The 25,625-nt window shown below is 69.6% G+C and carries 25 protein-coding genes; 13 read left to right on the top strand and 12 right to left on the bottom strand.

What is annotated here, in order from left to right:
• Positions 1 to 19: 19 nt before the first annotated feature.
• Both ACIRG5_RS17075 and ACIRG5_RS17070 read right to left on the bottom strand, forming a co-directional pair.
• The gene (locus ACIRG5_RS17075) at positions 20 to 541 is read right to left on the bottom strand and encodes a hypothetical protein (RefSeq protein WP_402905598.1); all 522 of its coding nucleotides are present in this window, start codon (positions 539 to 541) and stop codon (positions 20 to 22) included.
• Entirely contained in the window at positions 538 to 1,095 is a 558-nt protein-coding gene (locus ACIRG5_RS17070) for an RNA polymerase sigma factor (protein WP_402905596.1), read from the bottom strand. Before ACIRG5_RS17070 ends, ACIRG5_RS17075 begins: the two co-directional genes overlap by 4 nt.
• Before the next feature lie 169 nt (positions 1,096 to 1,264).
• Here ACIRG5_RS17070 and ACIRG5_RS17065 point away from each other — a divergent pair, with 169 nt between their 5' ends.
• The gene (locus ACIRG5_RS17065) at positions 1,265 to 1,495 is read left to right on the top strand and encodes a hypothetical protein (protein ID WP_402905594.1); all 231 of its coding nucleotides are present in this window, start codon (positions 1,265 to 1,267) and stop codon (positions 1,493 to 1,495) included.
• Here the strand turns inward: ACIRG5_RS17065 and ACIRG5_RS17060 are convergent.
• The 3 genes from ACIRG5_RS17060 to ACIRG5_RS17050 are packed head-to-tail and all read right to left on the bottom strand — an operon-like array spanning position 1,473 to position 4,343.
• Complete coding sequence (locus ACIRG5_RS17060; protein WP_319977375.1) at positions 1,473 to 2,711, bottom strand: cytochrome P450; 1,239 nt, start codon at positions 2,709 to 2,711, stop codon at positions 1,473 to 1,475. The genes ACIRG5_RS17065 and ACIRG5_RS17060 overlap by 23 nt on opposite strands.
• A 32-nt stretch (positions 2,712 to 2,743) precedes the next feature.
• Complete coding sequence (locus ACIRG5_RS17055) at positions 2,744 to 3,505, bottom strand: Fpg/Nei family DNA glycosylase (RefSeq protein WP_402905592.1); 762 nt, start codon at positions 3,503 to 3,505, stop codon at positions 2,744 to 2,746.
• Positions 3,498 to 4,343 (bottom strand): ParA family protein, encoded by an 846-nt coding sequence (locus ACIRG5_RS17050; protein WP_360048076.1) that lies wholly within the window; start codon positions 4,341 to 4,343, stop codon positions 3,498 to 3,500. Before ACIRG5_RS17050 ends, ACIRG5_RS17055 begins: the two co-directional genes overlap by 8 nt.
• Positions 4,344 to 4,376: 33 nt before the next feature.
• Here ACIRG5_RS17050 and ACIRG5_RS17045 point away from each other — a divergent pair, with 33 nt between their 5' ends.
• From ACIRG5_RS17045 to ACIRG5_RS17020, 6 genes are all read left to right on the top strand, one after another.
• Positions 4,377 to 5,099 (top strand): class I SAM-dependent methyltransferase, encoded by a 723-nt coding sequence (locus ACIRG5_RS17045; RefSeq protein ID WP_402905590.1) that lies wholly within the window; start codon positions 4,377 to 4,379, stop codon positions 5,097 to 5,099.
• A gap of 114 nt (positions 5,100 to 5,213) precedes the next feature.
• Positions 5,214 to 5,783 carry a sigma-70 family RNA polymerase sigma factor gene (locus ACIRG5_RS17040; RefSeq protein WP_402905588.1) on the top strand — a complete coding sequence of 190 codons (570 nt, stop codon included), beginning with the start codon at positions 5,214 to 5,216 and terminating at the stop codon, positions 5,781 to 5,783.
• Positions 5,780 to 6,496, top strand: a complete 717-nt coding sequence (locus tag ACIRG5_RS17035) for a methyltransferase domain-containing protein (RefSeq protein ID WP_402905586.1) — start codon at positions 5,780 to 5,782, stop codon at positions 6,494 to 6,496. The genes ACIRG5_RS17040 and ACIRG5_RS17035 overlap by 4 nt, the downstream gene beginning before the upstream one ends.
• A gap of 85 nt (positions 6,497 to 6,581) precedes the next feature.
• On the top strand, positions 6,582 to 7,148 hold the full coding sequence (locus ACIRG5_RS17030) for a sigma-70 family RNA polymerase sigma factor (RefSeq protein WP_319977368.1): 567 nt from the start codon (positions 6,582 to 6,584) through the stop codon (positions 7,146 to 7,148).
• Between the two features lie 103 nt (positions 7,149 to 7,251).
• On the top strand, positions 7,252 to 7,929 hold the full coding sequence (locus ACIRG5_RS17025) for an RNA polymerase sigma factor (RefSeq protein WP_402905584.1): 678 nt from the start codon (positions 7,252 to 7,254) through the stop codon (positions 7,927 to 7,929).
• A gap of 107 nt (positions 7,930 to 8,036) precedes the next feature.
• Positions 8,037 to 8,654: a sigma-70 family RNA polymerase sigma factor gene (locus tag ACIRG5_RS17020; protein ID WP_402906188.1), complete on the top strand. Its 618-nt coding sequence runs from the start codon at positions 8,037 to 8,039 to the stop codon at positions 8,652 to 8,654.
• Here the strand turns inward: ACIRG5_RS17020 and ACIRG5_RS17015 are convergent.
• The gene (locus ACIRG5_RS17015) at positions 8,635 to 9,945 is read right to left on the bottom strand and encodes a glutamine synthetase (protein WP_402905582.1); all 1,311 of its coding nucleotides are present in this window, start codon (positions 9,943 to 9,945) and stop codon (positions 8,635 to 8,637) included. The genes ACIRG5_RS17020 and ACIRG5_RS17015 overlap by 20 nt on opposite strands.
• Before the next feature lie 12 nt (positions 9,946 to 9,957).
• Between ACIRG5_RS17015 and ACIRG5_RS17010 the strand changes: the two genes are divergently transcribed.
• The 3 genes from ACIRG5_RS17010 (at position 9,958) to ACIRG5_RS17000 (ending at position 13,111) form a co-directional block, all read left to right on the top strand.
• A complete protein-coding gene (locus ACIRG5_RS17010; protein ID WP_402905581.1) occupies positions 9,958 to 11,055 on the top strand; it encodes an amidohydrolase family protein in 1,098 nt (365 codons plus the stop codon).
• Between the two features lie 35 nt (positions 11,056 to 11,090).
• On the top strand, positions 11,091 to 12,365 hold the full coding sequence (locus ACIRG5_RS17005; protein WP_402905579.1) for a DNA polymerase IV: 1,275 nt from the start codon (positions 11,091 to 11,093) through the stop codon (positions 12,363 to 12,365).
• 86 nt (positions 12,366 to 12,451) lie between these two features.
• Complete coding sequence (locus ACIRG5_RS17000) at positions 12,452 to 13,111, top strand: hypothetical protein (RefSeq protein ID WP_402905577.1); 660 nt, start codon at positions 12,452 to 12,454, stop codon at positions 13,109 to 13,111.
• 176 nt (positions 13,112 to 13,287) lie between these two features.
• Here ACIRG5_RS17000 and ACIRG5_RS16995 read toward each other — a convergent pair whose 3' ends face one another.
• Positions 13,288 to 13,542: a hypothetical protein gene (locus tag ACIRG5_RS16995; protein ID WP_402905576.1), complete on the bottom strand. Its 255-nt coding sequence runs from the start codon at positions 13,540 to 13,542 to the stop codon at positions 13,288 to 13,290.
• A gap of 270 nt (positions 13,543 to 13,812) precedes the next feature.
• On the opposite strand from ACIRG5_RS16995, the gene ACIRG5_RS16990 reads away from it, so the two are divergent.
• Complete coding sequence (locus tag ACIRG5_RS16990) at positions 13,813 to 16,968, top strand: S8 family serine peptidase (protein ID WP_402905574.1); 3,156 nt, start codon at positions 13,813 to 13,815, stop codon at positions 16,966 to 16,968.
• A 139-nt stretch (positions 16,969 to 17,107) separates the two neighbouring features.
• On the opposite strand, the gene ACIRG5_RS16985 is transcribed toward ACIRG5_RS16990, so the two are convergent.
• The gene (locus ACIRG5_RS16985; protein WP_402905572.1) at positions 17,108 to 18,646 is read right to left on the bottom strand and encodes an alkaline phosphatase D family protein; all 1,539 of its coding nucleotides are present in this window, start codon (positions 18,644 to 18,646) and stop codon (positions 17,108 to 17,110) included.
• On the bottom strand, positions 18,646 to 19,152 hold the full coding sequence (locus ACIRG5_RS16980; RefSeq protein WP_402905570.1) for a hypothetical protein: 507 nt from the start codon (positions 19,150 to 19,152) through the stop codon (positions 18,646 to 18,648). The genes ACIRG5_RS16985 and ACIRG5_RS16980 overlap by 1 nt, the downstream gene beginning before the upstream one ends.
• A 282-nt stretch (positions 19,153 to 19,434) precedes the next feature.
• Here ACIRG5_RS16980 and ACIRG5_RS16975 point away from each other — a divergent pair, with 282 nt between their 5' ends.
• Entirely contained in the window at positions 19,435 to 19,830 is a 396-nt protein-coding gene (locus ACIRG5_RS16975; RefSeq protein WP_093597478.1) for a DUF3040 domain-containing protein, read from the top strand.
• A gap of 79 nt (positions 19,831 to 19,909) precedes the next feature.
• Here ACIRG5_RS16975 and ACIRG5_RS16970 read toward each other — a convergent pair whose 3' ends face one another.
• From ACIRG5_RS16970 to ACIRG5_RS16960, 3 genes are read right to left on the bottom strand one after another with little or no spacing between them, the layout of a single operon-like run.
• Positions 19,910 to 22,387: a transglutaminaseTgpA domain-containing protein gene (locus ACIRG5_RS16970; protein WP_402905568.1), complete on the bottom strand. Its 2,478-nt coding sequence runs from the start codon at positions 22,385 to 22,387 to the stop codon at positions 19,910 to 19,912.
• 1 nt (position 22,388) lies between these two features.
• The gene (locus tag ACIRG5_RS16965) at positions 22,389 to 23,654 is read right to left on the bottom strand and encodes a DUF58 domain-containing protein (protein WP_402905566.1); all 1,266 of its coding nucleotides are present in this window, start codon (positions 23,652 to 23,654) and stop codon (positions 22,389 to 22,391) included.
• A gap of 2 nt (positions 23,655 to 23,656) precedes the next feature.
• On the bottom strand, positions 23,657 to 24,709 hold the full coding sequence (locus ACIRG5_RS16960; RefSeq protein WP_402905564.1) for an AAA family ATPase: 1,053 nt from the start codon (positions 24,707 to 24,709) through the stop codon (positions 23,657 to 23,659).
• Between the two features lie 405 nt (positions 24,710 to 25,114).
• On the opposite strand from ACIRG5_RS16960, the gene mraZ reads away from it, so the two are divergent.
• Positions 25,115 to 25,546, top strand: a complete 432-nt coding sequence (mraZ, locus tag ACIRG5_RS16955; RefSeq protein WP_030479478.1) for a division/cell wall cluster transcriptional repressor MraZ — start codon at positions 25,115 to 25,117, stop codon at positions 25,544 to 25,546.
• Positions 25,547 to 25,625: the final 79 nt, after the last annotated feature.

Genomic DNA, 25,625 nt, shown 5'->3' with positions numbered 1-25,625 from the left:
AGGGTGGGCGCGGGCCCCTCTAGTTCCCGACCTCTGCCAGGCAGTCCGGTGCGGGGTTGCGGATCGGGCCCGTGTAGCCCAGCCCGGTGTTGCGGTTCGGCAGGTTCGAGACGCCGAGCAGCACCGAGTACCCGTCCGGGACGTCACCGGGGCTCATCGTGACCGAGCCGTTGTCCGAGATGCGCGGAAGCACGTAGCCGCCGAGGAGGTCCATCTTGGTCTCGTCCAGGGCCGCGCAGTCCCGTGACATCGGCACGGCCTTCGCGCCGATCCCGTACTCGCGCAGCTTCGCGTTGGCCGCGTCGACTCCTTTGATGTCCCGGATGGTGACCGTCACGCTGCCGTCGGCGTTCTTGGTGACCGCGTAGGCCTCGCTGCCGGTGCCGCTGATCGCGACGGTCGCCGCACCGGCGATGGCGAGCGCACCGGCCGCGGCCAGCAACGGCCGTGCGGACCTCCTGCGCTGTTCTGGCGCCTCTTCGACCGTCTGACCGTGCTCTCGCATCAGGTCGTCGAGCAGGTTGTCCTTGAACGTCGTCATCGCTGTCCCCCGTTCGATGCCAGGTCGCGGACCTTGCCGCGCACCCGGAAGAGCCTGATCCGCAGCGCGCCGGACGACATGCCCAGCACCTTCGCCGCGTCCTTCGGTGTCATCCCGACCAGATCGACGAGTTCGATCACCTCGCGGTCGGCGGGACTGAGCGCCGCCATCGCGGCGATGAGCTCACGGCCTTGCCGTTCCGCGTCGATGCGCGTGACCAGGTCGGCGATCTCGTCGGTGTCGAGCACGCGCCGTCCGTGAATGCGCGTGACCACTTTCCGGCCGCGTGTGACGGCCTCGCAGTGCTGCGCGAACACCCGCCGTGCGATGCCGAGAACCCAGCCTCGTGCCGTGCCCCGGCTGCGGTCGAACGTCCCGAACGACGTGATGGCCGCGACGAACGTGTCCGCGGTCAGGTCGGCGGTCGTCTGCGGGTCTGCGGTGCGCCGCGCGAAGTACGACGTGACCACGTCGAACTCGGCCTCGTAGATCTCCTCGAACGCACGCGCGGCGCGGGTGGGAGACGGCGGTGGTGGATGTCGTGGTGCTGTCATCGGCTGACTCACGCTAATGGTTGCCGACTTCGCTCCACGCCGTTACGCGCCTGTGCATGATGAGCGGCATGGGGGACATCACCGGAGAGGCGCGCGCTCTGCTCGCAGGCGGTGCCACCGCACCAGAAGCGTTCATCGCGCTGTGGCGGCCAGGTAGGCCTACTACGACGTGACGCTGGCCGTCAGCGTGGCGGTGGGCAACTCGGTTGAGAACGCGGACGAGATCGCCGCCTGGGCGCAGACACTGGAAGGAGCCGGGTACTTCGGGCTTCCAGGGCTGTTGCCGATGCCGTCCGGCCTGGGCCACCACTTCCTGAGGCTGATGGACGCGGGCCACCTCGACGAGGCTCGGCAGGAGCTCGACCGGCTCCACGCCGTCACATCGGCTTGGGCACCTTGATCGTCGCCTGCTCGTCCAGCGGCATCCGCGGCTTCGTCCGGAACGTCACCGGCAGCCCCCGCAACCCGCGGCTCCCGAGCGACACCCGCCACCCCAGCGGCTGCGAGGTGTCCAGCGCCAGCCCGGCGCAGCGCCCCAGCAGCGTCCGGAACGCCACCTCGCCCTCGAGCCGGGCCAGCGGCGCGCCCAGGCAGAAGTGGATGCCGTGCCCGAACGCCAGGTGCTGCCGGTCGGCCCGTTCGATGTTGAGCTGGTCGGCCCGCGGATAGCGGTTCTGGTCGTGCTCGGCCGAGGCCAGCGAGAGCAGCACGACGTCGCCCGCTGGGATCTGCACGCCGCCGATCGTCAGCGGCTGGGTGGCGAACCGCAGCAGGTGCGAGGTCGGCCCGTCGAACCGCAGGAACTCCTCGACGGCGCCGGGCAGCAGGGACGACGAGCGCTGCAGCAGTTCGAGCTGCTCGGGGTTGCGCAGCAACGCCAGCGCGCCGTTGCCGACGAGGTCGACGGCGGTCGTGTAGCCCGCCACGAGCAGCAGGAACGCCAGCGAGGCCAGTTCGCTGTCGGACAGCGCGGACTCGCCGGTCGCGCGGGCGAGGCCACCGATCAGGTCGTCGTCACCGGACGTCCGCTTGTGCGTCACGAGGTCGCGCAGGTAGCCGGAGGTCTCCTCACGGGCCGAGGACGCGTCACCGTCCGCCAGCCCGGTGACCACGTCCGCCCAGTAGCGGAAGTTCTCCTGGTCGACGGCGGGAACGCCGAGCAGTTCCATGATCACGGTGATCGGCAGCGGCGCCGCGAAGTCCGCGATCAGGTCGCAGCGTCCCGAGTCGGCGAAGCCGTCGGCCAGCTGGGCGGCCACCTGCTCGATCCGGGGACGCAGGGCGGCGATGCGGCGGGGCGTGAGCTGGCTCGACACCGCACGGCGCAGGCGGGTGTGATCAGGCTCGTCGCTGTTCATCATGTGCTCGGACAGATCGCCGAACCACCACGACGCGAAGTGCGGATGGCCGCGCAGGGGTTCGGTGAGCGCCGAGCCGTGCGAGGACAGCAGCGGGTTGTCCAACGCGGCGCGCACGTCGGGGTATCGGGTCACGAGCCACATCGGCACGCCGAAGGTCTCGACCCGGTGCACGGGGCCCGCGTCGCGCAGGCTCTTGAGCACGGCATAGGGGTCGTCGGTGAAGCCGGGGCGCAACGCATCCAGATTTACCGCCATATTGGGGCACACGGCCAGGAGAGCGTCTCGGTTCAACCGGACTGGCATTTTGGGCAGAAGTACACGAATCTGCCGTCGATCTCGTCCGATCGGACTCTTGTGCGGCAACGCAAACAGGGTTTGCCGGTCCGCTCGAAAACGTAGTGCTGCACGCGCAGGTCGCCGGTGGTGCTCTGTTCCGGCCGCCACTGGTTGGCCTGCAGGAGTTTGCGTGACAACGCAACCGCACGTGGGGCGTCCACAGATGACACCGGGACCGTCGGCAGAACGCGCAACAGGAAACACACTTCCGCGCGGTAGAGATTGCCGACGCCGGCCATGATCCGTTGATCCAACAATGCGAGGCCGACAGGCCGGGAAGGGTCGGCGGTCAACCGCCGAACGGCCTCAGCGGCGTCGAAGTCCGGCGCGAGAAGATCGGGCCCGAGATGTGAGATCAGTTCATCTTCGCGTGCGGTCGGCACGAACTCCATGTCGTGCAACGCGAATCCGATGGCCTGCCGGTCGTCGACCTCGAACACCGCACGGGCCTGGTGCGCGGGACGGCGCCAGCGCTCTCCAGGCCGGTAGAGGTGCCACGCGCCGTCCATGCGGAAGTGGCTGCGCAGGCTGTTGCCGTCGGAGAAGTGGGTGAACATGTGCTTGCCGTACGTCCGCACGCCGAGCACGTCGAGACCGGCCAGATCGAGTGCGGCCAGCCGGGGGTGGCGCAGTTCGCCGCGCCGCAGCGTCTTCCCGGCCAGCGCCTCGTGCATGCGATGGCCGGCCAGGAAGACGGTGTCCCCCTCAGGCATCCACCGCTTCCTGGATCTCGTCGTCGTTGAAGTCGTGGTGCACGGCCCGCCGGCGACTCCGCGAGATGCGCTGGATGCGGGCGAGCAGCAGGTTGAACGCCAGCGCCACCTCGCGCGCGCCCGGCGTGCCCCACTCGTGGATCGGCATGCACGCGCCCTGTGCCTGCTGCACGGCGAGACGGTCCGGCAACGCCACCGGCATCACCAACGGCCCGAAGATGTCGCGCAGCTCCTCGATGCGGAACTGGTGCTCGTGCGAGCGCGGCCGCACCCGGTTCACCACGACGCCCAGCGGCTGCAGGTCGGCGTTGTTGCTCTCCCGCTCGTTCTGCACCGCCTCGAACGCCCGCTGCACACCCGCGACCGCGAACATCGTCGGTTCGGTGACCAGCAGCGCGCGGTCGGCCGCCACCAGCGCCGAGCGGGTCAGCTGGCCCAGCGACGGCGGGCAGTCGAGCAACACGAGCTGGTACGGGAACTCGTCGTACATGTCGCGCAACGTGCGCAACGCGTCTTTCAGACGATGCAGCCGGGACTCGTTCGGATCCGGGTGGTTGAGAAGCTCGGCGTCCTCGGAGCCGGACAACACGTCGATGCCGTCGCCCCACCTGCTCGGGCGGATCGCCTGCTCGACGTTCTCCTCGGACGGGTCTTGCAGGACGTCGTAGATGCTGGCCTTGGACTCCTCTGGCTCCAGCGTCGACGTGGCGTTGCACTGCGGATCAAGATCGATCACGAGCGTGCGGACGCCACGGCGGAGGGCGGCAGAGGCCAGGCCGAGCACCACCGTCGTCTTGCCGACGCCTCCCTTGAGGCTGAGCACGGACACCGTATGCACAGACCTACTCTAGGGTCTCCTACTCTGTTGGACATGCGACCGGACGCCGTACAGAGGGTGCTCGACGCCGAATTGGCCGCCGCACGCGAGCGCAGGGGTGGGGAACCGCCCCGTGTGCTCGACGTTGGAGGCGGCAGCGGTGTCTGGGCCGTACCCCTAGCCGCAGCGGGATGCGCGGTCACGGTCGTGGAGCCTTCGCCGAACGCGTTGGCCACGTTGAACACCCGTGCGCGCGAGGCCGGGGTGACCATCAACGCGGTCCAGGGCGACACGGACTCGTTGGGCGTTCCCGCTGGTGAGGCCGATCTGGTGCTGGCGCACGGGCTGCTGGAGGTCGTCGACGACGCACCGGCCGCGCTCGCCTCGCTGGCCGCGGCGGTCGCACCCGGCGGCGCGGTGTCGGTGCTGGTCGCGAACCGGTTCGCGGCGATCCTGCACCGCGCGATCGCCGGCCGTATCGTCGACGCGCGAAGGTTGCTGGACGACGACGCCGGTCAGCTCGCGGGCACGCGTGACCCGTTGCAGCGCCGGTTCGACGTCCCGGGTCTTGAGAAACTGGTTCTCGAGGCGGGGCTTTCCGTCGAGCTTCTGCAGGGTCATGGCATCGTCTCCGACCTCGTGCCCGGTGTGGTGCTGGACACGAATCCGGGTGCCGCCGACGCGCTCGCCGAGCTGGAACTGGCCGCCGCCACGCGGTCTCCGCTCCGGGACGTCGCAGCCCGGCTGCACGTGTTCGCCCGCCGCACCGCCCACTGACTGTGACCTTTCACCCGGCTTTGCATTCGGGACTTTTATGACCCTGATGAGTGGTCCCAAACAAGGCGGCGGCGAAAGATAATGGCTTCCGCCGCCGACGTAGGGACCAACGCGATGGAAAGTTCCGACCTGCTGGCCTCATTGGTCAACGAGGCCGTAGCGGGTGACCGGCACGCCGTCGAACGGCTGCTGGGCTCCGTGCGTCCACTCGTGGCGCGGTACTGCCGTGCGCGTGTCGGTCGCAATGAAAGGGCGTACGCGTCGGCGGACGACGTGGCGCAGGAAGTCTGCCTGGCGGTGCTGACGGCCCTGCCCACCTATCGTGAGCAGGGAAGACCCTTCCTGGCGTTCGTCTACGGCATCGCCGCGCACAAGGTCGCGGACGCGCATCGGGTCTCGGCGCGCAACCGCTCCGAACCTGTCGCCGAGGTGCCGGACGGGCCGTCGCTGACCATCGCCCCCGAGGAGAACGCGCTGCTCGGCTCGCTCTCGGTGCGGCTGGGCCAGTTGCTGCGCGGGCTGCCGGACAAGCAGCGCGAGATCCTGCTGCTGCGCGTGGTCGTCGGGCTGACGGCGGAGGAGACGGCTGAGGCGATCGGTTCGACGCCGGGTGCCGTGCGGGTGGCTCAGCACCGTGCGCTGGCGAAGCTGAGGACGTCCGTGGGGGTCGAGGAGCTGATTTGACCGGCGCCTTCTACGACGGACTGGCCGGGACGTACGACCTGATGTTCCCGGACTGGGACGCGTCGATGGCCCGGCAGGCGTCGCAGCTCGCGGAGTTCATCCCGCGAGGTGCGCGCGTTCTGGACTGTGCGTGCGGCATCGGCACGCAGGCGATCGGTCTGGCTCTGCGCGGCTATGAGGTCGTGGGCACCGATCTGAGCCCCAAGGCGGCCTCTCGGGCCGTTGTGGAGGCCTCTGCGCGTGGCGTCACCTTGCCCGCGTTCGCCGCGGACATGCGCTCACTGCCGTTCGCCGATGCCTCGTTCGACGTCGTGCTGGCCGCGGACAACGCGCTGCCGCACCTGCTGACCGCCCGGGACGTCCTGGCGGCGTTGCGAGAGATGCGGCGCATGCTTCGTCCCGGTGGCCGGCTCATCCTCTCGACGCGCGACTACGACGCGATTCGCAGCGAACGGCCGTTGTCGACCCCTCCCTCCGTCGGGCCGGGGCGGGTCGTGTGGTTCCAGCTCTGGCATTGGGACGGCGACCAGTACGAACTGGAGATGTTCCGGCTGCACGAAGCCGACTCCTGGCGCGTCGTGGTGGGCAAGGCACGGTATTGGGCGATTACTCGTCACGAAATCACTGAATTGGCGGAACGCGCCGGTTTCGATTACGCGGAGTGGTCGCTCCACGCCTATTACCAACCGCTCTTCGTTGCTGCAAACGGGTGACGTTTGAAGTTTCTCCCTACTTTCCGCATAAGGAGTGACGCGTCGCACGTCTCCTCCACGGGACGTCGACGAGGGGACACTTCGGATGGAGAGTTCGGCTTTATCCGCAGAGCTGGTGAGCCTGGCCGTGCAAGGCGAGCGCAGGGCCACTGACCAGCTACTTCGCTACCTGCGACCGCTGGTGGTGAAGTACTGTCGCGCGCGTGTCGGACGTTCCGCGACAACTGCGGACGACGTCGCGCAGGAGGTCTGCCTGGCCGTGCTGACGGCCCTTCCGAAGTATCGGGAGCAGGGCCGGCCGTTCCTGGCGTTCGTCTACGGCATCGCCGCGCACAAGGTCGCCGACGCGCATCGGGCTCTGGGACGTAACCGTGCGGAGCCGGTGGCCGAGGTGCCCGACCAGGAGGTGCGAGGCGCCGGGCCGGAGGAGTTCGTGCTCCGCGACGAGCTGAACGGCACCCTGGGACGGCTGCTGCACCTCCTGCCGGACAAGCAGCGCGAGATTCTCGTGCTGCGCGTCGTGGTGGGGCTGTCCGCCGAGGAGACCGCGGACGCCGTGGGCTCGACGCCGGGTGCGGTGCGCGTTGCCCAGCACCGGGCGCTGGGTCGCCTTCGCAAGGAAATCGCCGCATTGGCTGTCCCGATCGGGTGACATTCGTTTGCATTTGTGACGATTCGTGGCGAGTGCGTGGGGTGGACGCACCCAAACGACATACCTAGAGGGCAGGAAGACACCGACATAGGGACCAGGGGGCATGGGAAGTTCGGACTCAGCGCTTGCCGCCGACCGGCTGCGCGTCGACGGGGTGCTCGTGCAGCACTTCCGCGAGTCGGGGCTTTCCGGGCCGCGCTGGGACCAGTTCCACCGCCAGCTTCTCGGGTACGGCCTCACGTTCGTTACCAAGCTCGTGCGGTCCGGCGCCATGTTCTCCCGGTGCGGGAGGCACGGCCGCTTCCTGCACCAGCAGGAGATCCCGCTGCAGGAAGCCGAGGAACTGGCCAGCGACGCGGTCTACGAGGGCTTCGTCTACTTCCGCGACCGGGGCTTGCTCGGCAGGGAGTGGTCGGTCGAGCGCGGACAGCCGTTGAACGAGTACTTCGTCAACGCGTGCGTGCTCGCGTTCCCGAACGTCTACCGGCGCTGGCAGACGCAGGCGCACGGCTGGCAGGACGTGCGGCTCGTGGACAGCCTGGCCTCGCTCGAACACGTCGTGGCCGAGGGGACTCCTGAGGACGCGGTCATCGAACAGCAGGCCGCGAACGCCGCGTTCGCGACGCTGAGCGAGGACGGCAGGCGGTTGCTCTTCCTTCATGACCAGGGCTATTCGCATGCGGAGATCGCCGAGTTGGTGCGACTCACCCCGCGCGCGGTCGAAGGACGGATCCGGCGGGCGCGTCTCGCGGTGCGCCGGCGTCCAGAAGAGGAACGGTGATCTGCGTGGAGTTCACACCCGGCCTGCACCGCAAGGTGCCCGCGGAAGCCGTCAGGGGCTCGTCCGTCGGTGGGCCGGTCTCCGCTGCTCCGGGCGTTGTCGACGCTCTGGTGGAGCGGACTGCCGTAAGTGGGAAGGAGCCGGTCGACCCACCTTCGCCGTCGTATTACACCGGTCATCCCGAGAAGGCCGACGACCACGTCGCGCGCGCTGTCACCGGTGACCGCGCCGCCATCGAACGGCTGCTCGGCACCATCCGGCCGTTGGTCGTCAGGTACTGCCGTGCGCGCGTTGGGTCGTTCGCGTCGGCGGACGACGTGGCGCAGGACGTGTGCCTGGCCGTGCTGACCTCACTGCCGTCGTACCGCGATCAGGGGCGTCCGTTCCTGGCGTTCGTCTACGGCATCGCGGCGCACAAGGTGGCGGACTCGTTCCGCAGCTTCTCGCGCAACCGTTCCGAGGCGGTGCCGGACCTGCCGGAGTCGATGGACACGGCGGCCGGACCCGAGCAACGGGCGATGCAGGGGGAGCTCTCCGAGCAGATGGCGACGCTTCTGCGCGTGTTGCCCGAGAAGCAGCGCGAGATCGTCGTGCTGCGCGTGATGGTGGGGTTGTCAGCGGAGGAGACGGCCGAAGCGGTCGGCTCCACGCCCGGCGCTGTACGGGTGGCTCAGCACCGGGCGCTGACGCGACTGCGCAAGGAGCTCAATAGCGCCAGCGAGTGATGTTGGCGATGCCCTGCGGGCTCGCGTCCTTGTAGCGCTCCATCTCGCCGCGCCGCACGTCGGCGAGCGTGCCCGCCAGTTCCAGGCCGAACGCCTCGGTGAGCACGGTGTCCTTCTCGAACTCGTCGACGGCCTCCTTGAGCGACGTGGGCAGCCGCTGGACGTCACCGAGCAGCGCGGGGTCGACGTTGAGGCCCTCCGGGAGCACGGCCTCGGTCGCGATGCCGTCCAGCCCGGCCGCGACCACACCCGCGACGACCAGGTACGGGTTCGCGGTCAGGTCGAAGCACTTGATCTCGAGGTTGTCCTTGATCAGGCGCAGGGCCGTCTCGCGGTTCTCCTCGCCCCACGCCACGAACGGTGCGGCCCACGTGTTCGGCACGAGCCTGAGGTAGCTCGCGAGAGAGGGACAACCGACCGCGCACAACGCGCGGAGGTGGGTGAGCACGCCCGCGCTGAACCGCCTGGCCTCGTCCTGGAAGCCGTCGAAGAGGTTCGCGCCGTCGCGCCAGAGGCTCAGGTGCAGGTGGCCGCCGTTGCCGACGCCGCCGTTGACGACCTTGGGGGAGAACGACGGGCGCAGGCCGTGCCGGATCGTGACGGCGCGGATGGTCTCCTTGACGAGCACGGCGGTGTCGGCGGCCGCCACCAGGCCTTCGGGTGCGGTGGAGACCTCGAACTGACCGGCGGCGTACTCGGGGTGGAACTGGAGGACCTCGACGTCCTGCTGGTCCAGGGCGTTGAGCAGGTCGACGCAGTAGTCGGACAGCTCGATCTGACGGGCGTGGCCGTACGCGGATCCGCTGGTCGCGGGCACCCAGTCGTCGGTGCCGGACTTGCCGACGCACCACTCGATCTCGAAGCCGGCCTGGGCGGTGAGACCTCTGTCCGCGAGGTTCTTCTGTGCTTTCCAGGCTTGCAGACGCTGGTCCATCGGGTAGGGGACGCCGCTCTGGAAGTGGCGGTCGGCAGGTGCCCAGGCCCAGCCCGGCTGACCCGCGAGCACTGTGAGGCGGTCGAGGTCGGGGTGCAGGCGCAGGTCGCCGACCGGGCCGCCGGCGAACCGGCCCTGGATGATCCAGTCGTCGAACAGGAACACGTCGAACACCGGTGACGCCCCCACGCCGTGCGCCGCCGCGTGGGCCAGCCGGCGCAGGGGGACGGACTTGGTGCGGGTGATGCCGCTGTTGTCGACCCAGGTGAGCGCCACGACGCTCACGTTCCGCGCGTTGAGCCCGTCGAAGAGTTCCGTCGCCCGGTCGAACCGCTGGTCCCGTTCCGCAGAGTCCACGATCCTAAGGTTATGGGCATCTTGCCGTTCGTCGCCGAACTCGGGCTGATAGATCACCACTGCCACGGTGTGCTGCGGGTCGACAGCACGCGCCCGGACTTCGAGTCGCTGTTGCTGGAGGCCGATGCGGTCTCTCCGCTGGGCGGATCGTTCTTCGACTCGGCGATCGGGTTCGCGGTGCGGAGGTGGTGCGCCCCGTTGCTGGACCTGCCCCGGCACGCGCCGGCCGAGGAGTACCTCGAACGGCGCAACTCGCTGCACATCGCCGAGGTGTCGCGGACGTTCCTGATGGCGTCCGGGATCCACACGTTCCTGGTGGACGGCGGGTTCCAGCCGGAGCGGTTGTTGTCGGCGGAGGAGCTGGCAGGGCTGGGCGGGGGTGTCGCGCACGAGATCGTGCGGCTGGAGGTCCTGGCGGAGACCTTGCGGCCGTCGGTGTCCCCCTCTGAGTTTCTGGTGGCCGTTCGGTCCCGGCTCGCGTCGTCTTCGGCGGTGGGGGCGAAGTCCGTTGCGGCGTACCGGATGGGGCTGGGTCTTCCGGGCGTGCGGCCCGCCGACGCGGACGTGGAGCGGGCGGTGTCGGCCTGGTCGGCGGGGCGGCTGGAGGACCCGGTGGTGATCACGTGGCTGGCGTGGGAGGCGTTGGACGCCGGGCTGCCGTTGCAGTTCCACGTCGGCTACGGGGATTCGGACATCGATCTGCACCGCTGCGATCCGTCGTTGCTGACGCCGTTCCTGCGCGCGACCGCGGGGTTGGGTGTGCCGGTGTTGCTGCTGCACAACTATCCGTTCCACCGTCAGGCCGGGTATCTCGCGCAGGTGTTCCCGCACGTGTTTTGCGATCTCGGGCTGGCGACGCACGGGCTGGGGCATCAGGCGTCGCGCGTGTTCGCGGAGGCGTTGGAGATCGTGCCGTACGGGAAGTTCCTGTTCTCGTCCGACGCGTTCGCTCTGCCCGAGTTGTACTACCTCGGCGCGTTGATGTTCCGGCGCGCGTTGTCGGACTTCCTGGCTGATGGGCTGCGGCGCGATGCCTTCGCCGAGGAGGACGCGCACCGGATCGCACGGCTCATCGCGTCGGAGAACGCGGCGCGCGTGTACAAACTGTAGGATTCGTCTCGAACTGACGTTCGAGAGGGGTGTTCATGGGTCGCAGTGCGAACCTGCCACGCGGCCTGGTCGACCGGTTCCGTGCGCGTGACGGCGTCTGGCCTGACGACACGGGCTGCAGGATGCTGCACGTCGACATGGACGCCTTCTACGCGTCGGTGGAGATCCGCGAACGCCCTGAGCTCGAGTCCGTGCCGGTCGTGGTCGGGGGTGTCGGCGGGCGTGGTGTCGTGTGTTCCGCCAACTACCTCGCGCGTGAGTACGGCGTGCGTTCCGCGATGCCCACCGCACATGCTCGCCGGTTGGCGCCTCACGCCGTGTACCTGCCGCCGCAGTTCGATCTCTACCAGGAGGTCTCGCGCGGAGTCATGGCGATCTTCCGCGACATCACGCCGCTGGTGGAGCCCTTGTCGTTGGACGAGGCGTTCCTCGACGTCGGCGGTGCGCTTCGCCGGCTCGGCCTGACACCTGGTGGCGTGGGGGAGCTGATCAGGTCCCGCGTGTTCGCGGCTCATGGCGTGAGTTGTTCCGTCGGTGTCGCCTCGACGAAGTTCCTCGCGAAGCTCGCTTCTGGCATGTGCAAGCCCGACGGCATGATGGTCGTGCCTCACTCCGCGTCCTTGGACTTTCTGCACCCGCTGCCGGTCTCCGCGTTGTGGGGCGTCGGCGCGAAAACCGCCGCGCGCCTGGAGGAACTGGGCCTGGTGACCGTCGCCGACGTCGCCGCGATGCCTCTCCCGCGCCTGCGCCGCAAGATCGGCGTGGCGTTGGCGGAGCACCTTTTCGCGCTGGCCGCCGGGGTCGACGAACGCGCGGTGGTGCCGGTGTCGCGGGAGAAGTCGATCGGCGCCGAGGAGACCTTCGAGGTCGACGTCACGGACCGCACGCTGCTGCGCCGCGAACTGCTGCGGCTCTCCGAACGTTCGACGGGTTCGTTGCGCGCCAAGGGTCTGCTCGGCCGCACCGTGTCGATCAAGGTCCGCTTCTCGGACTTCACGACGATCACCCGCTCGCGCACCCTGCCGGTGGCAACGGACGTGACGCAGGAGGTCTACCGGATCGCCGCCGAACTGCTGGACACCCAGACCCCGCCCGGCGCGGTCCGTCTGATCGGCGTCCGAATAGAGGGTCTTGACAACGCCGACTCCGCCCAGCAACTGATCTTCGACGCCCCGGAACGCGGCTGGCGCGAAGCCGAGCAAGCCGCTGACCAGGCCCGTTCCCGCTTCGGCTCACTGGCCGTGCGGCCTGCCTCGCTGCTGCGCGAGAGTCCGGAAAGGACAGCGGAGTTCGAACCGAAGCCCGAGTGATCGCGACTTGTCCACAACCTCGAAGTTGTCCACAGGTTGCGCTCGCCCCCCGGCTCCCCGCCTCTTCCCAGCCGCACCATTGACCCATGCGCCACCCCATCGACCTGGAAGCCCTGGGCACCCTCTTCGTCCACCGAGTAGCCCCGGTCGCAGCCCTGATCCACATAGGACTGTCCTCGTCCCTGATCGACCAACGCTCCCGCCCGGGCGGCCCCTGGCAGCGCCTGTTCCCGACCATCTTCCTGCTGTCCAGGGCAGGCCCGTCCCGCGAACAACTGGTGCAGGCCGCCCTCCTCTACGCGGGCGAGGGCGCGATGCTCACCGCGTTCGACGCCCTCTACCTGCACGGCATGAGATCCGTCCTGCCGGCGGCGGACGCGATCCACGTCCTGGCCCCACGCCACTCGAGAGCCTGGGGCCACGCCACCCTGCACCTGGAACGAACGGACCGTCTCCCCAAACCGGCCCTGCGCAGAGGCTTCCACGTAGCACCCCTGGAACGCGCCGCCGTGGACGCGATCCGCCGCACCCGCTCGATCCCGGACACCAAGGCCATCCTGGACGAGGTGTCGCACTACGTCGGCATCCAAGCCCTGCGAGCCGAGCTGGCCATGGCCCCGCGCAAGGGCACCACCCTGGCCCGCAAACTGCTGGGAGACTCCCCGGCCCGCCAACTGGAACTGGCCGTGATGGACCGCCGCCCGCTCGCGGTCCCGCAGGCCCGAACCCCGCTGCCGATCGGCTGACCCGCCCGCCCACAAGGCATTCGAGCCGGTCCAAGCCGCGTCGACACGCTGCCGGACCTGTCCGCGCCCAGGCCACCGACCCGGCCACCGAACGCAGCCCTTGACCCGACCTCAACCTGGGCCGACAGTCCCAACCCGGCCTTGCCCAACCCAACCCAATCAGGCCCGCAACCCAATCAGGCCCGCAACCCCAACGTGGCCTTGCCCGGCCCGAGAACCTCATCGCGCTCGCGGCGCTCCAGTGAGATCAGGCCCTTGGCCAGCGCGTACACCGCGGGCACGACGAACAGCGCCAGCTTCACGCCGGCGAACGGCCGCTCGATCAGGGCGTAGTTCTCCAGCGCGAGCAGGCCGCCGATCAACCCGAAGGCGAGGACGTGGAAACCGACGAGCGATGCGACCGAAATGGCAGCACGCAACGAAACACGCATGAGTAGAGCGACCTTCCCCCAAAGCCCCCGGCGCCGCCCCCAGATGACGGCAGCACGAAGTGCGCACGAAAGCACGGTCACGACTCGATCCCGAAAGAACGGTCGGCCCGAAACGACAGGAGGTGTGTCAACCAGCCGATCGGCCAGTCCGCGTACCTCTGCGGGATGACATCCGCCCGTGCAGCTCCGGCCTTCAGATGGAGGTGGGGTAACGCTCGGTGTCCCTACGGTCACTGACGCAACACCTCATCTAGCGCTGGAGGTAGACCAGTGAGAGCAGGACAGCGAGGTGCCCGTCGGGGGATCACCGCGCTCGCGTTGTCAGCAGGCCTCGTCACCACAGGAACGATCACGGGGACGACGGCCGTCGCGCACGCGGGCGAGCAGTCATCGGGGCAGGGGGACCGGAGCGTCACGCTGATCACCGGTGACCGGGTGGAACTGGCGGGAGACCGCGTCGTGCGGGTCGTGCCGGGTCCCGGCAGGGGCAGGCTTCCGGTGCGCACCTTCACGCGGGACGGGCATCAGCACGTGGTGCCCGCGGACGCGATCGCGTTGGTGGACAGCGGAAAGCTCGACCCGAGGTTGTTCGACGTGACGTCGTTGGCCGAGTTCGGCTACGACGACTCGCGGCGCACCACCGTCCCTGTGATCGTGCGGCCGGCGGCGGGCGCACGATCGGGCGTCACGGCGTTGGCGGCCAAGGGATCGGTCAACGGGCTGGTGACCGGCACGGTCGAGAAGTCGGGCAGCGCCTGGGAGTCGCTGCGCGGTGGCGCGGTCGAGAAGGTGTGGCTGGACGGCGTCCGCAAGGTGTCGCTCGACCGCAGCACCAAGCAGATCGGCGCGCCTGCGGCCTGGCAGGCGGGTGTCACCGGCAAGGGCGTGAAGGTCGCGGTGCTCGACACGGGCGTCGACGAGAAGCACCCGGATCTGCAGGGCAGGCAGATCGCTGAGAAGAACTTCACCGACTCGCCGGACAACACCGACGAGGTCGGGCACGGCACGCACGTCGCGTCGACCATCGCCAGCAAGGGCGAGCAGTACCGCGGTGTCGCGCCGGACGCGGAGATCCTCGACGGCAAGGTCTGCCAGCCCGGTGGCTGCAGCGAGTCGGCGATCCTCGGCGGCATGCAGTGGGCGGCCGAACAGGGCGCGAGCGTCATCAACATGAGCCTGGGCGGAGGTGACACCCCGGAGATCGACCCGATCGAGGAGGCCGTCAACCGGATCTCCCAGGAGACCGGCGCGCTGTTCGTCATCGCGGCGGGCAACTCCGGGAGCCCGGAGACGATCGGCTCGCCCGGTAGCGCCGAGTCCGCGCTGACCGTCGGAGCGGTGGACCGCAACGACGGCATCGCGCCGTTCTCCAGCCGTGGGCCGGCCGCGGACGGTGCGGTGAAGCCGGACGTCACCGCGCCCGGCGTCGACATCGTGGCGGCCGAGGCCGGTACGCAGGGCCACGTCTCGATGTCCGGCACCTCGATGGCGACGCCGCACGTCGCGGGTGTCGTCGCGCTGCTCAAGCAGCAGCACCCGGACTGGACCGGCGCACGGCTCAAGGCGACCATCATGGCGTCGGCCAAGGCCAACCCGTCGCTGACGGCGTTCGACCAGGGCACCGGTCGCGTGGACGTGCCGAAGATGCTGGCGCAGCAGGTGATCGCCGAACCGGCGAACATCAACTTCGGGGTGCAGCAGTGGCCGCACGACGACGACCAGAAGGTCGTCCGCGAGGTCACCTACCGCAATCCCGGCAAGGAGCCCGTCTCGCTCGACCTGAGCGTGGACGTCAAGGGACCGGACGGCAAGCCCTCGCCCGCCGGTCTGTTCACCGCGTCTCCTGCGAAGATCGCGATCCCCGCCGGCGGCGAGGCCAAGGCCACGATCACCGCTGACACCAGGGCGAACGCGCCCGACGGCGCCTACAGCGGCGCGATCGTCGCGTCGAACGGCCTGCGCACGCTCGTGAGCGTCAACCGCGAGGTCGAGAGTTACGACACCGCTGTCTCGGTGCTGGGCAACGACGGCAACCCGGCCGAGTCCCACAGCACGGTCTTCGTCAACACCAAGACCGGCAAGGCCTATCCGGGACTGGCCGAGAACGTCCGCCTGCCCAAGGGCGAGTACCTCGTGGACAGCGGCGTCATCACCCCGGACTTCAAGGTCGTGTTCCAGGTGCAGCCGAAGTTTCAGGTGACCGGCAAGGGGTCGATCACGATCGACGCGCGCAACGCCAGGCCGGTCGCGCTCAGGACCCCTGACGCCGCGGCCAAGGGCATGATCGGCACCATCGGCTACTCCACCCAGGTCGCGGGCAGGACCTTCGGCCACGGCTGGGCGTTCTTCGACGGACTGGCGGGCCAGGTGTCCACCGCGCAGATCGGACCGGCCGCGCCGGGCTTCACCACGACGATCGCCGAGCAGTTCCAGGGCACACCCCGCGACGAGAAGACCCCGGTCAGCTATCGCCTGATGTACACCGAGAACGGCATGCCGACCGGCTACGAGCGCACCGCCAGGGCGAACGAGCTCGCCGAGATGACGACGAGCTTCCGCTACGCCGGTGAGGGCCGTCAGCACGGCATCGCGGTCATGCCGAACCCGGTCGACGGCAGCGGCGGCTTCGGCTGGTTCACGCAGGTGCCGGAAGGCGGCCGCGCGATCGACCTCGTCTCGACCGTCACGGGCACGTGGAGCTGGATCTACGACCGGGTCGGCCCGGACAACAACAACGAGTACTCGACCGAGACGCCCAACCGTTCCTTCAGGGGCGGCAAGAAGTACTCGCAGACGTTCGGCGCCGCGATCTTCGGCCCGTCCGTCCCGTCGGCGCCCGGTTTCGGCCTCGCGAGGCTCGAGGACCAGATCGCCGTCAGGGTGCCGCTCTTCACCGACAGCAACGGCGGCGCGGGCAGGTTCACCGGCGGAACGGCGAAGACCTCGTTGTTCCACAACGGAACCAAGCTCGGCGAGCAGGACCGTCCGACCGCGATCTTCGACGTCCCGGCGGCGGAAGGCACCTACCGGGCCGAGATGGAACACAGCCGCGACGCGGAGCTGTCGAACAGGGTGAGCGGCGCCTGGACCTTCAAGGCCAAGCACACCACCGACATCACGCACCTCCCGCTCACGGTGGTCCGCTTCCTGCCGAAGCTCGACGACAAGGACACCGCGCACGGCCGCCTGCTGCTCGTGCCGCTGAAGGTCGAGCAGGCGCAGACCACGCCGAAGGTCAAGCGCGTCACCGTCGAGGTGTCCTTCGACGACGGCGCGACCTGGAAGCAGGTGCAGGTCGCCGGCGACAAGGCGATCGTGCACCACCCGAAGAACGCCAAGTTCGCCTCGCTGCGCGCCAAGACCACGGACGCGGCGGGCAACACCGGCGAGGTGACGATCATCCACGCCTACAAGATCGCAAGCTGACCGGCCAGAGCTGACCGGCCAGAACTGTCAGACCCGCTGACTAGCATCGGATTCGGGGGATCCACCCTCCGGCCTCTCAGGGCCCGGGATCCCCCGAATCCGAGCTTACTCAGCGGGTCTGACACTTTTCATGGCCGTTTCAGGGCCGCCGGTACTGCGCGGGCGAGCCGACGGTCGCCGGATCCTCGTAACTCCCGGCCTTCCCCCGATCGACGTGGAACGTGGTCAGCGTCGACACCGGCGACGACGCGTCCCGCCGGTCCCCGATCACCTTCATGTGCGTGGTGAACCGCTGTGGCGTCACCTCGTACACGTCGTAGCCGTACCTGTTGCCCTCGAAGTACTTCAGGTGCGGGTTCGCCGCCCCCATCACCGGCCCGTTGACCGCGTTCCACTCCGGCGAGTAGGCGCCGGACGTGACGGAGTGCGCGGTGAACTCCGTTCCGATCACCGGCGACGAGAGGTCGTCGAAGTCCGGCCGGATGTCGTCCACGAACGCCGAGTGCCAGTCGCCGGTCAGCACGACGAGGTCCTTCAGGCCCTCCGCGGCGACGTGGCCGAGCACCTCGCGGCGTTCGGCCAGGAAGCCGTCCCACTGGTCGGTGAAGTAGTAGCCGCCGCCGGTGCGGGCGAGCTGCGAGAGCATGATCGAGTTGATCCACACCTGCCACGCCTCTCGGGCAGAAGAAATGCCGTCCAGCAGCCACTTCTTCTGTTCGGCGCCCAGGATCGTGCCGTCGGGGAGGTTCTGCGCCGACCGGTACTGCCGCAGGTCCAGCACCGTCAGGTCGACCAGGGACCCCCACTGGCGGCGGCGGTGGATCTGCGGTTCGAGAGCGCTCCCAGCGCGGATCGGCAGGTGCTCGTACCAGGCCTGGTAGGCGGCGGCACGGCGCTTCACGAACGGTGCGGAGCCGTCGGTTCCGCTGTAGTCGTTGGCGACCTCGTGGTCGTCCCAGGTCAGGAAGAACGGATGGGCGGCGTGGGCGTCGCGCAGCGACGGATCGCCCTTGTACAAGGCGTGGCGGCGCCGGTAGTCCGCAAGGGACAGCACGGCGGGGCCCTCGTGATCACGCACGTGCGTGCCGCCGACCTGGCCGTGTTCGTAGATGTAGTCGCCGAGGTGCACGACGAAATCCAGGTTCTCGGCCGCGATTCCGCGATGTGCCGCGTAGAAGCCGTCGTGGAACGCCTGGCAGTTCGCCGTCGCGAAACGGACCTTCGAAACCGGACCGACTGGGGCCGTGCGGGTGCGTCCGACGCGAGAACGCTTGCCCAGAGCCGAGAACTGGTAGTAGTAGGTCCGGCCCGGACGGAGACCGTGCACGGGCACGTGCACGCTGTGCCCCAACAGGTTCGACGCCGCGACGGTCCCGCACGCGACGCGCGACCGCATCGTGCGATCCAGCGCGACCGACCACTCGACCTCGACGATCTCGGGCAACGGCTGCTCGTGCGCCAGCGGTTCGGGAGCGAGCCGCGTCCACAGGATCACGCTGTCCGGCAACGGGTCACCGGATCCGACGCCCAGGCAGAACGGCGCCGCGTCCCACGAGGCACCCAGGTCGAGCGCGGCGGCGTGCGCCTGCGCGGGGGACAGGCCGGCCGACAGCGGCCACACGGTGCCGAGAGCGCCGGCGGCGGCCGCGGCGCGCAGGAGATCACGTCGGTTCAGCATCAGCGGGCCTCCACCGTGAACGAGATGTTGTCCGCGTAGCCGTCGTTCGACGTACCACCACCGGATCGGGTCATCTGCAGCGTCACGACCGCCGTCCTGCTCCCCGGCGGCACCGTGCCTCGAACCGAACGCTCGACCAGGCCCGTGCGGCCGGAGCGTTCCTCCGCCGTCACCGGTCCGAGCACCACGAGACCGCGCGGTGTGCCGCCCGAATCGAGGAACTCGACCGACAGCCGGGCCCCGTCCTGCTGCGCGGCGTAGCCGCCGAGCCAGCAGGACACGGCGAACTGAGACGGCCTGCGGGGCAATGTCACGCTCTGTCGCAGCGTGCTCAGTGGCGTGTCGCCGCCGCCGAAGAACGACGAGCCGCGCCGCGCCGGACCGGGATCACCGGGCCCCGGATACCCCTGGCCCGTGTCGTACCGCAGCACGACGGGAGCGCCCGCGACGACGAGCCAGCCGGTCAGGCCCTGCTCGGCGGCGCCGTTGACGATGAGTTCGGTCATGGCACTGATCCGAGCAAGCGGGGCTGTCCCGGACGGATCTCGAGGCCGAACGAGGTGTGAACGGAAGGCCACAAGGGGCTTGAGAGAGCCTCACGAAGGCCTCACCACTGCCCCAGGAGGATGATGGTGACAGAACAGACCGTATGAGAAGGCCGACTGGGTAGTCGCCGGGGCGCGCGGATCGTATCCTGGAAGGTGACGTCCCCAGGGTGGGTCGTCCGCCGGGTTCGGCGGAAACCGAAAACACCCGGCGCCCGCGACCGCTGTGCCGGAGGAGGAACGATGCCACTCTCCGAGCACGAGCAGCGACTGCTCGACCAGATCGAGCGCGCGCTCTACGCCGAGGACCCGAAGTTCGCATCTACCGTACGGGGCGCCAAGTTGCGGCGGCCGTCCAAGCGACGCCGTGTGCAGGGCATCGTGTTGTTCGTGGTCGGCGTGGCCGCGCTCATCACCGGCGTGATGCTCCCGCAGCTCGCGATCGCCAGCATCCCCGTGGTGAGCGTCTTCGGCTTCCTGCTCATGTTCTTCGGTGTGCTCATCACCCTGACGACACTGCGTCGCGGTGACCAGGTCGCCGAAGGAGCGCAGGAGGACGGCAAGCCCGCGCGCAGCCGCAGCTCGTTCTCCGAACGGATGGAAGAGCGCTTCCGCCGCCGCTTCGACGAAGAGCAGTAACCCACCAGATCTCACAGCGATGGGCCCGCCCCCGGAAGGGAGCGGGCCCATCGTCATGCCACGGGGTCCTGCCGCGGACCTACACCCCGACCGGCTCCCGGTCGGGCGTCTCGGCCGTCGGCGCGGGCGTCGGCTTGAGCACCGACTTCGGGAACAGCTTCGCGCGCAACGACAGCGGTGCGTTCTGTCGCAACGACTGTCGCACCGCGGCCAGCGCGCCGGGCAACGCCGGGTCGGCGGCCGGGTTCGGGCTGTACCAGGACCGCTCGATCGCTCCGATCACCAGCCGCAGCCCGTCCTTGCCCGCGTCGTCCAGGTTGTGCTCGCGCGCCAACCGGCGGGCGGCGAGCCTGATCGTCTCGGCGGCCGGCACCGGCGCGCCGCGGTCGATCGACTCCGCCATGAGCTCGCTCCACGCCGCCGTGGCCGCGCCCGGACCGAGCGCCGTCACCGCGTGCAGGCGGTTGCGCCGTCGCACGGCACGCACCAGCAACGGCGTGAACACGATCCCGGCGATCACCAGCACCACCGCGAGCCACCACGAGAGCAGCGCCGCCGCGAGCCCCACGCCGATCAGCCACAACCCCGCCGCGGCCGGTATCAGCAGCTTGCGCGCCCACGACACGCCCATCAGGCCCGCGCCGACCACGCCGAGCAGCGCCAGCACCAGGAAGATCGACAGCAACGCCGCCAGCACCAGCACCACGCCGAGCGCCCACAGGTGCCACGGCTGCGGCCCCTCGGAACCCGCCTGCGGCAGTCCCTGGTCGCCGTCGGTGCCGTCGGGCGAGGTGGAGGCCTGGGCCGAACCTGTCGCGGACGGCGCCACCGACGGCGCCGTCGTCTCGGCGGTCGGCTGCTCCTCCTGGCCCGGCGCGGTCTCGCGCAGGTACGGCGGGACGATGCCGCGGCCGTCGGAGACCGGGGTCGGGTCGAAGGTCATCCAGCCGTAGTTCGGGAAGAAGATCTCGACCCACGCGTGCGCGTCGTCGGTGCTGATCACCCGGTACGCGTTGTCCGCGGACGGCACCCCGGCGGTGAAACCGATCGCCACGCGCGACGGCAGGCCCACCACGCGGGCCATCACGGCCATCGCGGAGGCGAACTGCTCGCAGTAGCCGACCTTGCTCCGCAGCACGAAGTCGCTCAGCGCGTCCGTCGTGACGTCGCCCTTGGTCTCGAGCTGGTACTTGAAATCGGTGGTGGGGCTGTTGAAGAACGCCGTCAGCGCGGCGGCCTTGTCGAAGTCGTTCGTGGCGCCCTCGACGACCTTCTTCGCGAGGTCCACGACCTCCTGCTCGACCCCGTCGAACTTGTAGTACTCGCGATCGACCGCGTTCGCCTGGGTCGGTGCCAGCCGCAGCGACTGCTTCGTCGGCGTCGACATCACCGTGTCGAGCTCGTACGACTCCGGTTCGCGCTCCCGCTGGGTGTAGATCACGCCCTTCTTCGGGTCGAACTGGTAGTCGTCGTCCGGGGTGTCGATGCGGCGGACGGCGCCGTAGGTCGGCAGCCAGAAGCTCCGCCAGTCGCGCGGCTCGATGTTGATCCGGGTGGTCTTGCCCTCGCCGCGGTCGCCCGGCTGCGGCGGAAGCTCACCGCGCGCGGGCTGGCCACCGGGAGGACTGCCGCGTTCCCAGCCCTTGTTCGGCACGTACTGGGCCAGCGTGGACGCCCGCATGTACATCGGGTCGGTCATGCCGCGCACGTAGAACACCTCGGCCGTCCGGCCGCGGTTGAGCATGCCGCGCAGCGATGTCATCTCGCTCAGCCCGATGCCGCCCTTGCCGCCACCACCGGCACCGCCGCCGGGCAGCCTGCCGACCGTGCCGACGAGCGTGAAGCCCGCGCCGACGATCAGCGCGATCACCATCGCGATCGCCGCCACCGACGTCGCGGACCCGCCGGACCCGCTCGCCGACCCGGAACCGAGCCGGCCGCGCCACGCCTCGTGCCGGTGCTGGCCGTCGACCGCGAGCAGCATCGCGAACGCCGCCGCGCCCAGGATGAACGTCCAGAACGGCAGCATCTCGTCGGCCAGCGACGCGGGCACCGCGAACACGCACAGCAGCACCAGCCCGGACGCCGCCGGAGCCGCCGCGGCCACGGCCAGCGTGTCGACCAGCACCGCGACCAGGCCGATCGCCAGCACCACGAGCGCCTGGATCGCCGGTGACGCGTGCACCGGCGGCACCCCGGTCTGCACCTGCGCCACGGAGTCCGCGAGCACGTCACCGATCTCGCCCAGAGCCTCGGGGCCGGGGATGAACAGGAAGATGCCCGACCGCGTGTGCAACGCCGTGAGCAGGCACAACAGCACGAACACCTGGGCGACCGCGACCAGCGGCGGAGTCAGCCGGGTCGCTCGCAGGAATGCGCCGGTCACGGTGATCGCCACGATCACCACGCCGATCCGCGCCAGCCACAGGTCGCCCTCGATCACACCGGAGAGCGCGGTGGACGCGCAGAGCACCGCCAGCGCGGCGATCCACGGCGTCGCCGAGGTGAACCACTCGGGTTCGGTCCCTCTCGTCGCCGGAGCGGAACGGGTCCCCATCTCAGCCCACCTCCGAGCGCACCGACGGACCCCGGTTACCGGCCGAGGCGCACAACTCCTGCCACACCTGCTGCATCGACGCGGACGGCTTGGCGATCGCCACGCCCCAGCCCGCGCCGTTGAGCAGCCGCCGGGCGTCCTCGGGGTCCGGGGCGGCGGAGTCCGTGCCACCCGCCCACGCGTTCACGTCCAGCAGCACGGCCATGCTGCGCATGCCGCGCGGCCGGTACCGGATCAGTTCCTCCGCCGACGCCGGCGAGAGTCCGCCGAGCACCGCGATGACCTCCTGGCCCGCGCCGGGGTCCACGCCGCCGGTGAGTTCACGGCGGTGCGAGCCCTGCAGCGCCGCGAGCGAGTCCAGCACCACGTGGTCGCTGTGCCCGCCCTCGGCCGAGCCACCCGCGAGCACCCGCCCGTCCTCCGAGACCAGACGCACCTGGTGGCCGAAGTGGTGCAGGTGCAGGCAGATCGACGCCGCGAACGAGATCGCCCACTCCAGTGACGCCGTGGGACCGCTACCGCGGTGCGCGTGCACCCGGTGGTCGAGCAGCACGGTCGTGCCGCCGCGCCACGGACGTTCCTCGACGCGCACCATCAACTCGTCGCGCCGGGCCGTCGACCGCCAGTGGACCTTCCTCAGGTCGTCGCCCTGCCGGTACTGCCGCACGATCGCGTCGTCCTCGCCCTGACCGGCCCGCAGCCGCACCGAGCCGTCGTCGCCCGCGCCCATGCCGGAACCGCCGGGAAGACCCGACAGCCGCACCACGCGCGGCACCACGACCAGCCGCGACCGGCCGGCGAGCTCGCGGTCGAACTCGGCCAGGCCGAACGGGTCGGTGATCCGCGCCATCAGCGGGCCGACCTGCTGGACGCCGCGCATCACCGGCTTGAGCGGGTAGCGCAACGACGTCGGCGTGTTCCGGGGCAACCGCTCCACCAAGAACCGCGGCCGCGCGCCCAGGGCGTACGGCACCGTGTCCTCCAGCATCAGCCCGCCCGTGGGCAGCCGGCCGGTGCTGCGCAGGTCGAGCTTCACCTCGGACGCCGCACCCACCGGCACCCGGCTCGGGGCGAGGAACCGGGCGGCGTGCAACCCCACCCGAGCCCTCGTCGCGAGCCACGCGGCCAGCAGGGGCAGCGCGATCACGAACGCGGCGACCCGCAACAGGTCGCGTTCGTTCAGCACCGCGGCGCACACTCCGGCGGCGAACCCCGCGGCCAGCAAGCATCTTCCGCGCGTGGTCAGACCGGAGAGTGCGGTGCGCATCGTTAGCGTGGCGTCCCTGCGTTGTTGTTGTTCATGCTGCGGACGAACGCCGCGCTCGGGTCGAGTGCCGCCGTCGGCACCGGCACCCGCTGCAACAGCGCCCTGATCAGCTCGGCGGGGGACCGGCGAGCGGCCTGCGCCTCCGCCGTGAGCACCAGCCGGTGGGCCAGCACCGGGATCGCGATCGCGTGGATGTCGTCCGGCACCACGAAGTCACGGCCGGCCAGCGCGGCCTGCGCGCGTGCGGCGCGGACGAGGTGCAACGTGGACCGCGGCGAGGCACCCAGCCGCAGCTCCGGCAGGCGGCGCGTCGCCGAGACCACCTCGACGGCGTACCTGCGGACCTCAGGAGACAGGTGCACCCGGCGCACGGACTCGACCAGCCGCAGGATCTGCGCGGCGTCCGAGACGGGCCTCAGGTCGTCGAGCGGGTTGTGACCCGCGTGCTCGTCGACCATCGCCAGCTCGGCCTGCGGGTCCGGGTACCCGATCGACACGCGCGCGGTGAACCTGTCGCGCTGTGCCTCCGGAAGGGCGTAGGTGCCCTCCATCTCGATCGGGTTCTGCGTCGCGATCACCATGAACGGCGAGCCCAGCGGGTACGTGTTGCCGTCGACCGTGACCTGGTGCTCCTCCATGCACTCCAGCAGAGCGGACTGCGTCTTGGGGGAGGCGCGGTTGATCTCGTCGCCGACGACGATGTTCGCGAAGATCGGTCCAGGCCGGAACTCGAAGTCGTTCTCCTGCCGGTTGTAGATGGAGGAGCCGGTGATGTCGCTCGGCAACAGGTCGGGCGTGAACTGCACTCGGCTCACGGTGCAGTCGATGGAGCGGGCAAGCGCTTTCGCGAGCGAGGTCTTGCCGACACCCGGCACGTCCTCGACCAGCAGGTGCCCCTCGGCGAGCAGCGTCACGAGCGCAAGGCGGACCACGTCTGGTTTACCGACGAGCACCCGCTCGACGTTCGCGGCGATCCGCTGAACGGCGCCGTGCAACTCTCCCAGAATCTGATCGACCGGCGCGTGACTGTTCGCGCTTGGGCTTCCCGGCGTCACTAAACCTCCAGCAGCCGTGTCCGGAACACGGACGTGTGAGCGTTTCACGCAGTGTGTCAAACCACGGCTAAGTGCCCTACACCTGCGGGCTACATCGGGTTCGCTCCACCAGCATCCACCTTCCCCCACCAACTCGCCGCAACTCTCGGTTTTGACGGAAATTTCTAGGCCGTTCGAGTGCTAATTCCGGGCTGAACCCTCACCCGCGAAGGTGGTGACTGACCAGCTCCCCCACCGTCCCCCCACGCTCCCCCACGGCGTCTACCTGGGCAAATGTGTCACGACATGCTGTGCGGACACCTGTTTCAACGTTGACTGTGGTGAAAAGTGGGGTACTGTGGCGGCCGGTGGGGCAGACGGGGGCTCCGCTGCCGGTCCGTCGCCCGGTGAGGGAGGTGGCTGCCGATGTTCCTCGGCACTCACTACCCGCGCCTGGACGACAAGGGTCGGCTGACACTGCCTGCGAAGTTCCGGGACGAACTGGCGGGAGGTCTCATGGTCACCAAGGGCCAGGACCACTGCCTGTACGTGTTTCCCCGGGCTGAGTTCGAGCAGATGGCGAAGAAGGTCGCCGAGGCGCCGTTCACCAACGACGCCGTACGCGCCTATCAGCGGTATCTGTTCGCAGGAACGGACGAGCAGCGTCCGGACGGTCAGGGCCGCGTCCTGATCGCACCGGAACTGCGCCGGTATGCCGGGCTGACCAAGGAGTGCGTGGTCGTCGGCGCGTTCACCAGGATGGAGATCTGGGACGCGGCGGCCTGGCAGACCTATCTCGACGAGCACGAGGACGGCTACGCCACCGCTCGCGAGGAGGTCATTCCGGGCGTCTTCTGATGGCGGTCAGCCGAGCAACAGGCCGGATGTTCCACACGCGATTCGGGTGCCGTGAGGCCTCGGTCCGCTCGAGAATCGG

It is taken from the genome of Lentzea sp. NPDC102401 (assembly GCF_044765805.1).
Classification (GTDB): Bacteria; Actinomycetota; Actinomycetes; order Mycobacteriales; family Pseudonocardiaceae; genus Lentzea; species Lentzea sokolovensis.
The sequence above is the reverse complement of the archived record's forward strand: the minus strand, read 5'-3'. Positions and strand labels throughout refer to the sequence as shown.

Coding starts and splice junctions, on each gene's coding strand:
- ACIRG5_RS17075 (WP_402905598.1), bottom strand. CDS start 541: ATGACGACGTTCAAGGACAACCTGCTCGACGACCTGATGCGAGAGCAC.
- ACIRG5_RS17070 (WP_402905596.1), bottom strand. CDS start 1,095: ATGACAGCACCACGACATCCACCACCGCCGTCTCCCACCCGCGCCGCG.
- ACIRG5_RS17060 (WP_319977375.1), bottom strand. CDS start 2,711: ATGGCGGTAAATCTGGATGCGTTGCGCCCCGGCTTCACCGACGACCCC.
- ACIRG5_RS17055 (WP_402905592.1), bottom strand. CDS start 3,505: ATGCCTGAGGGGGACACCGTCTTCCTGGCCGGCCATCGCATGCACGAG.
- ACIRG5_RS17045 (WP_402905590.1), top strand. CDS start 4,377: ATGCGACCGGACGCCGTACAGAGGGTGCTCGACGCCGAATTGGCCGCC.
- ACIRG5_RS17040 (WP_402905588.1), top strand. CDS start 5,214: ATGGAAAGTTCCGACCTGCTGGCCTCATTGGTCAACGAGGCCGTAGCG.
- ACIRG5_RS17030 (WP_319977368.1), top strand. CDS start 6,582: ATGGAGAGTTCGGCTTTATCCGCAGAGCTGGTGAGCCTGGCCGTGCAA.
- ACIRG5_RS17025 (WP_402905584.1), top strand. CDS start 7,252: ATGGGAAGTTCGGACTCAGCGCTTGCCGCCGACCGGCTGCGCGTCGAC.
- ACIRG5_RS17010 (WP_402905581.1), top strand. CDS start 9,958: ATGGGCATCTTGCCGTTCGTCGCCGAACTCGGGCTGATAGATCACCAC.
- ACIRG5_RS17005 (WP_402905579.1), top strand. CDS start 11,091: ATGGGTCGCAGTGCGAACCTGCCACGCGGCCTGGTCGACCGGTTCCGT.
- ACIRG5_RS17000 (WP_402905577.1), top strand. CDS start 12,452: ATGCGCCACCCCATCGACCTGGAAGCCCTGGGCACCCTCTTCGTCCAC.
- ACIRG5_RS16995 (WP_402905576.1), bottom strand. CDS start 13,542: ATGCGTGTTTCGTTGCGTGCTGCCATTTCGGTCGCATCGCTCGTCGGT.
- ACIRG5_RS16985 (WP_402905572.1), bottom strand. CDS start 18,646: ATGCTGAACCGACGTGATCTCCTGCGCGCCGCGGCCGCCGCCGGCGCT.
- ACIRG5_RS16980 (WP_402905570.1), bottom strand. CDS start 19,152: ATGACCGAACTCATCGTCAACGGCGCCGCCGAGCAGGGCCTGACCGGC.
- ACIRG5_RS16975 (WP_093597478.1), top strand. CDS start 19,435: ATGCCACTCTCCGAGCACGAGCAGCGACTGCTCGACCAGATCGAGCGC.
- ACIRG5_RS16970 (WP_402905568.1), bottom strand. CDS start 22,387: ATGGGGACCCGTTCCGCTCCGGCGACGAGAGGGACCGAACCCGAGTGG.
- ACIRG5_RS16965 (WP_402905566.1), bottom strand. CDS start 23,654: ATGCGCACCGCACTCTCCGGTCTGACCACGCGCGGAAGATGCTTGCTG.
- mraZ (WP_030479478.1), top strand. CDS start 25,115: ATGTTCCTCGGCACTCACTACCCGCGCCTGGACGACAAGGGTCGGCTG.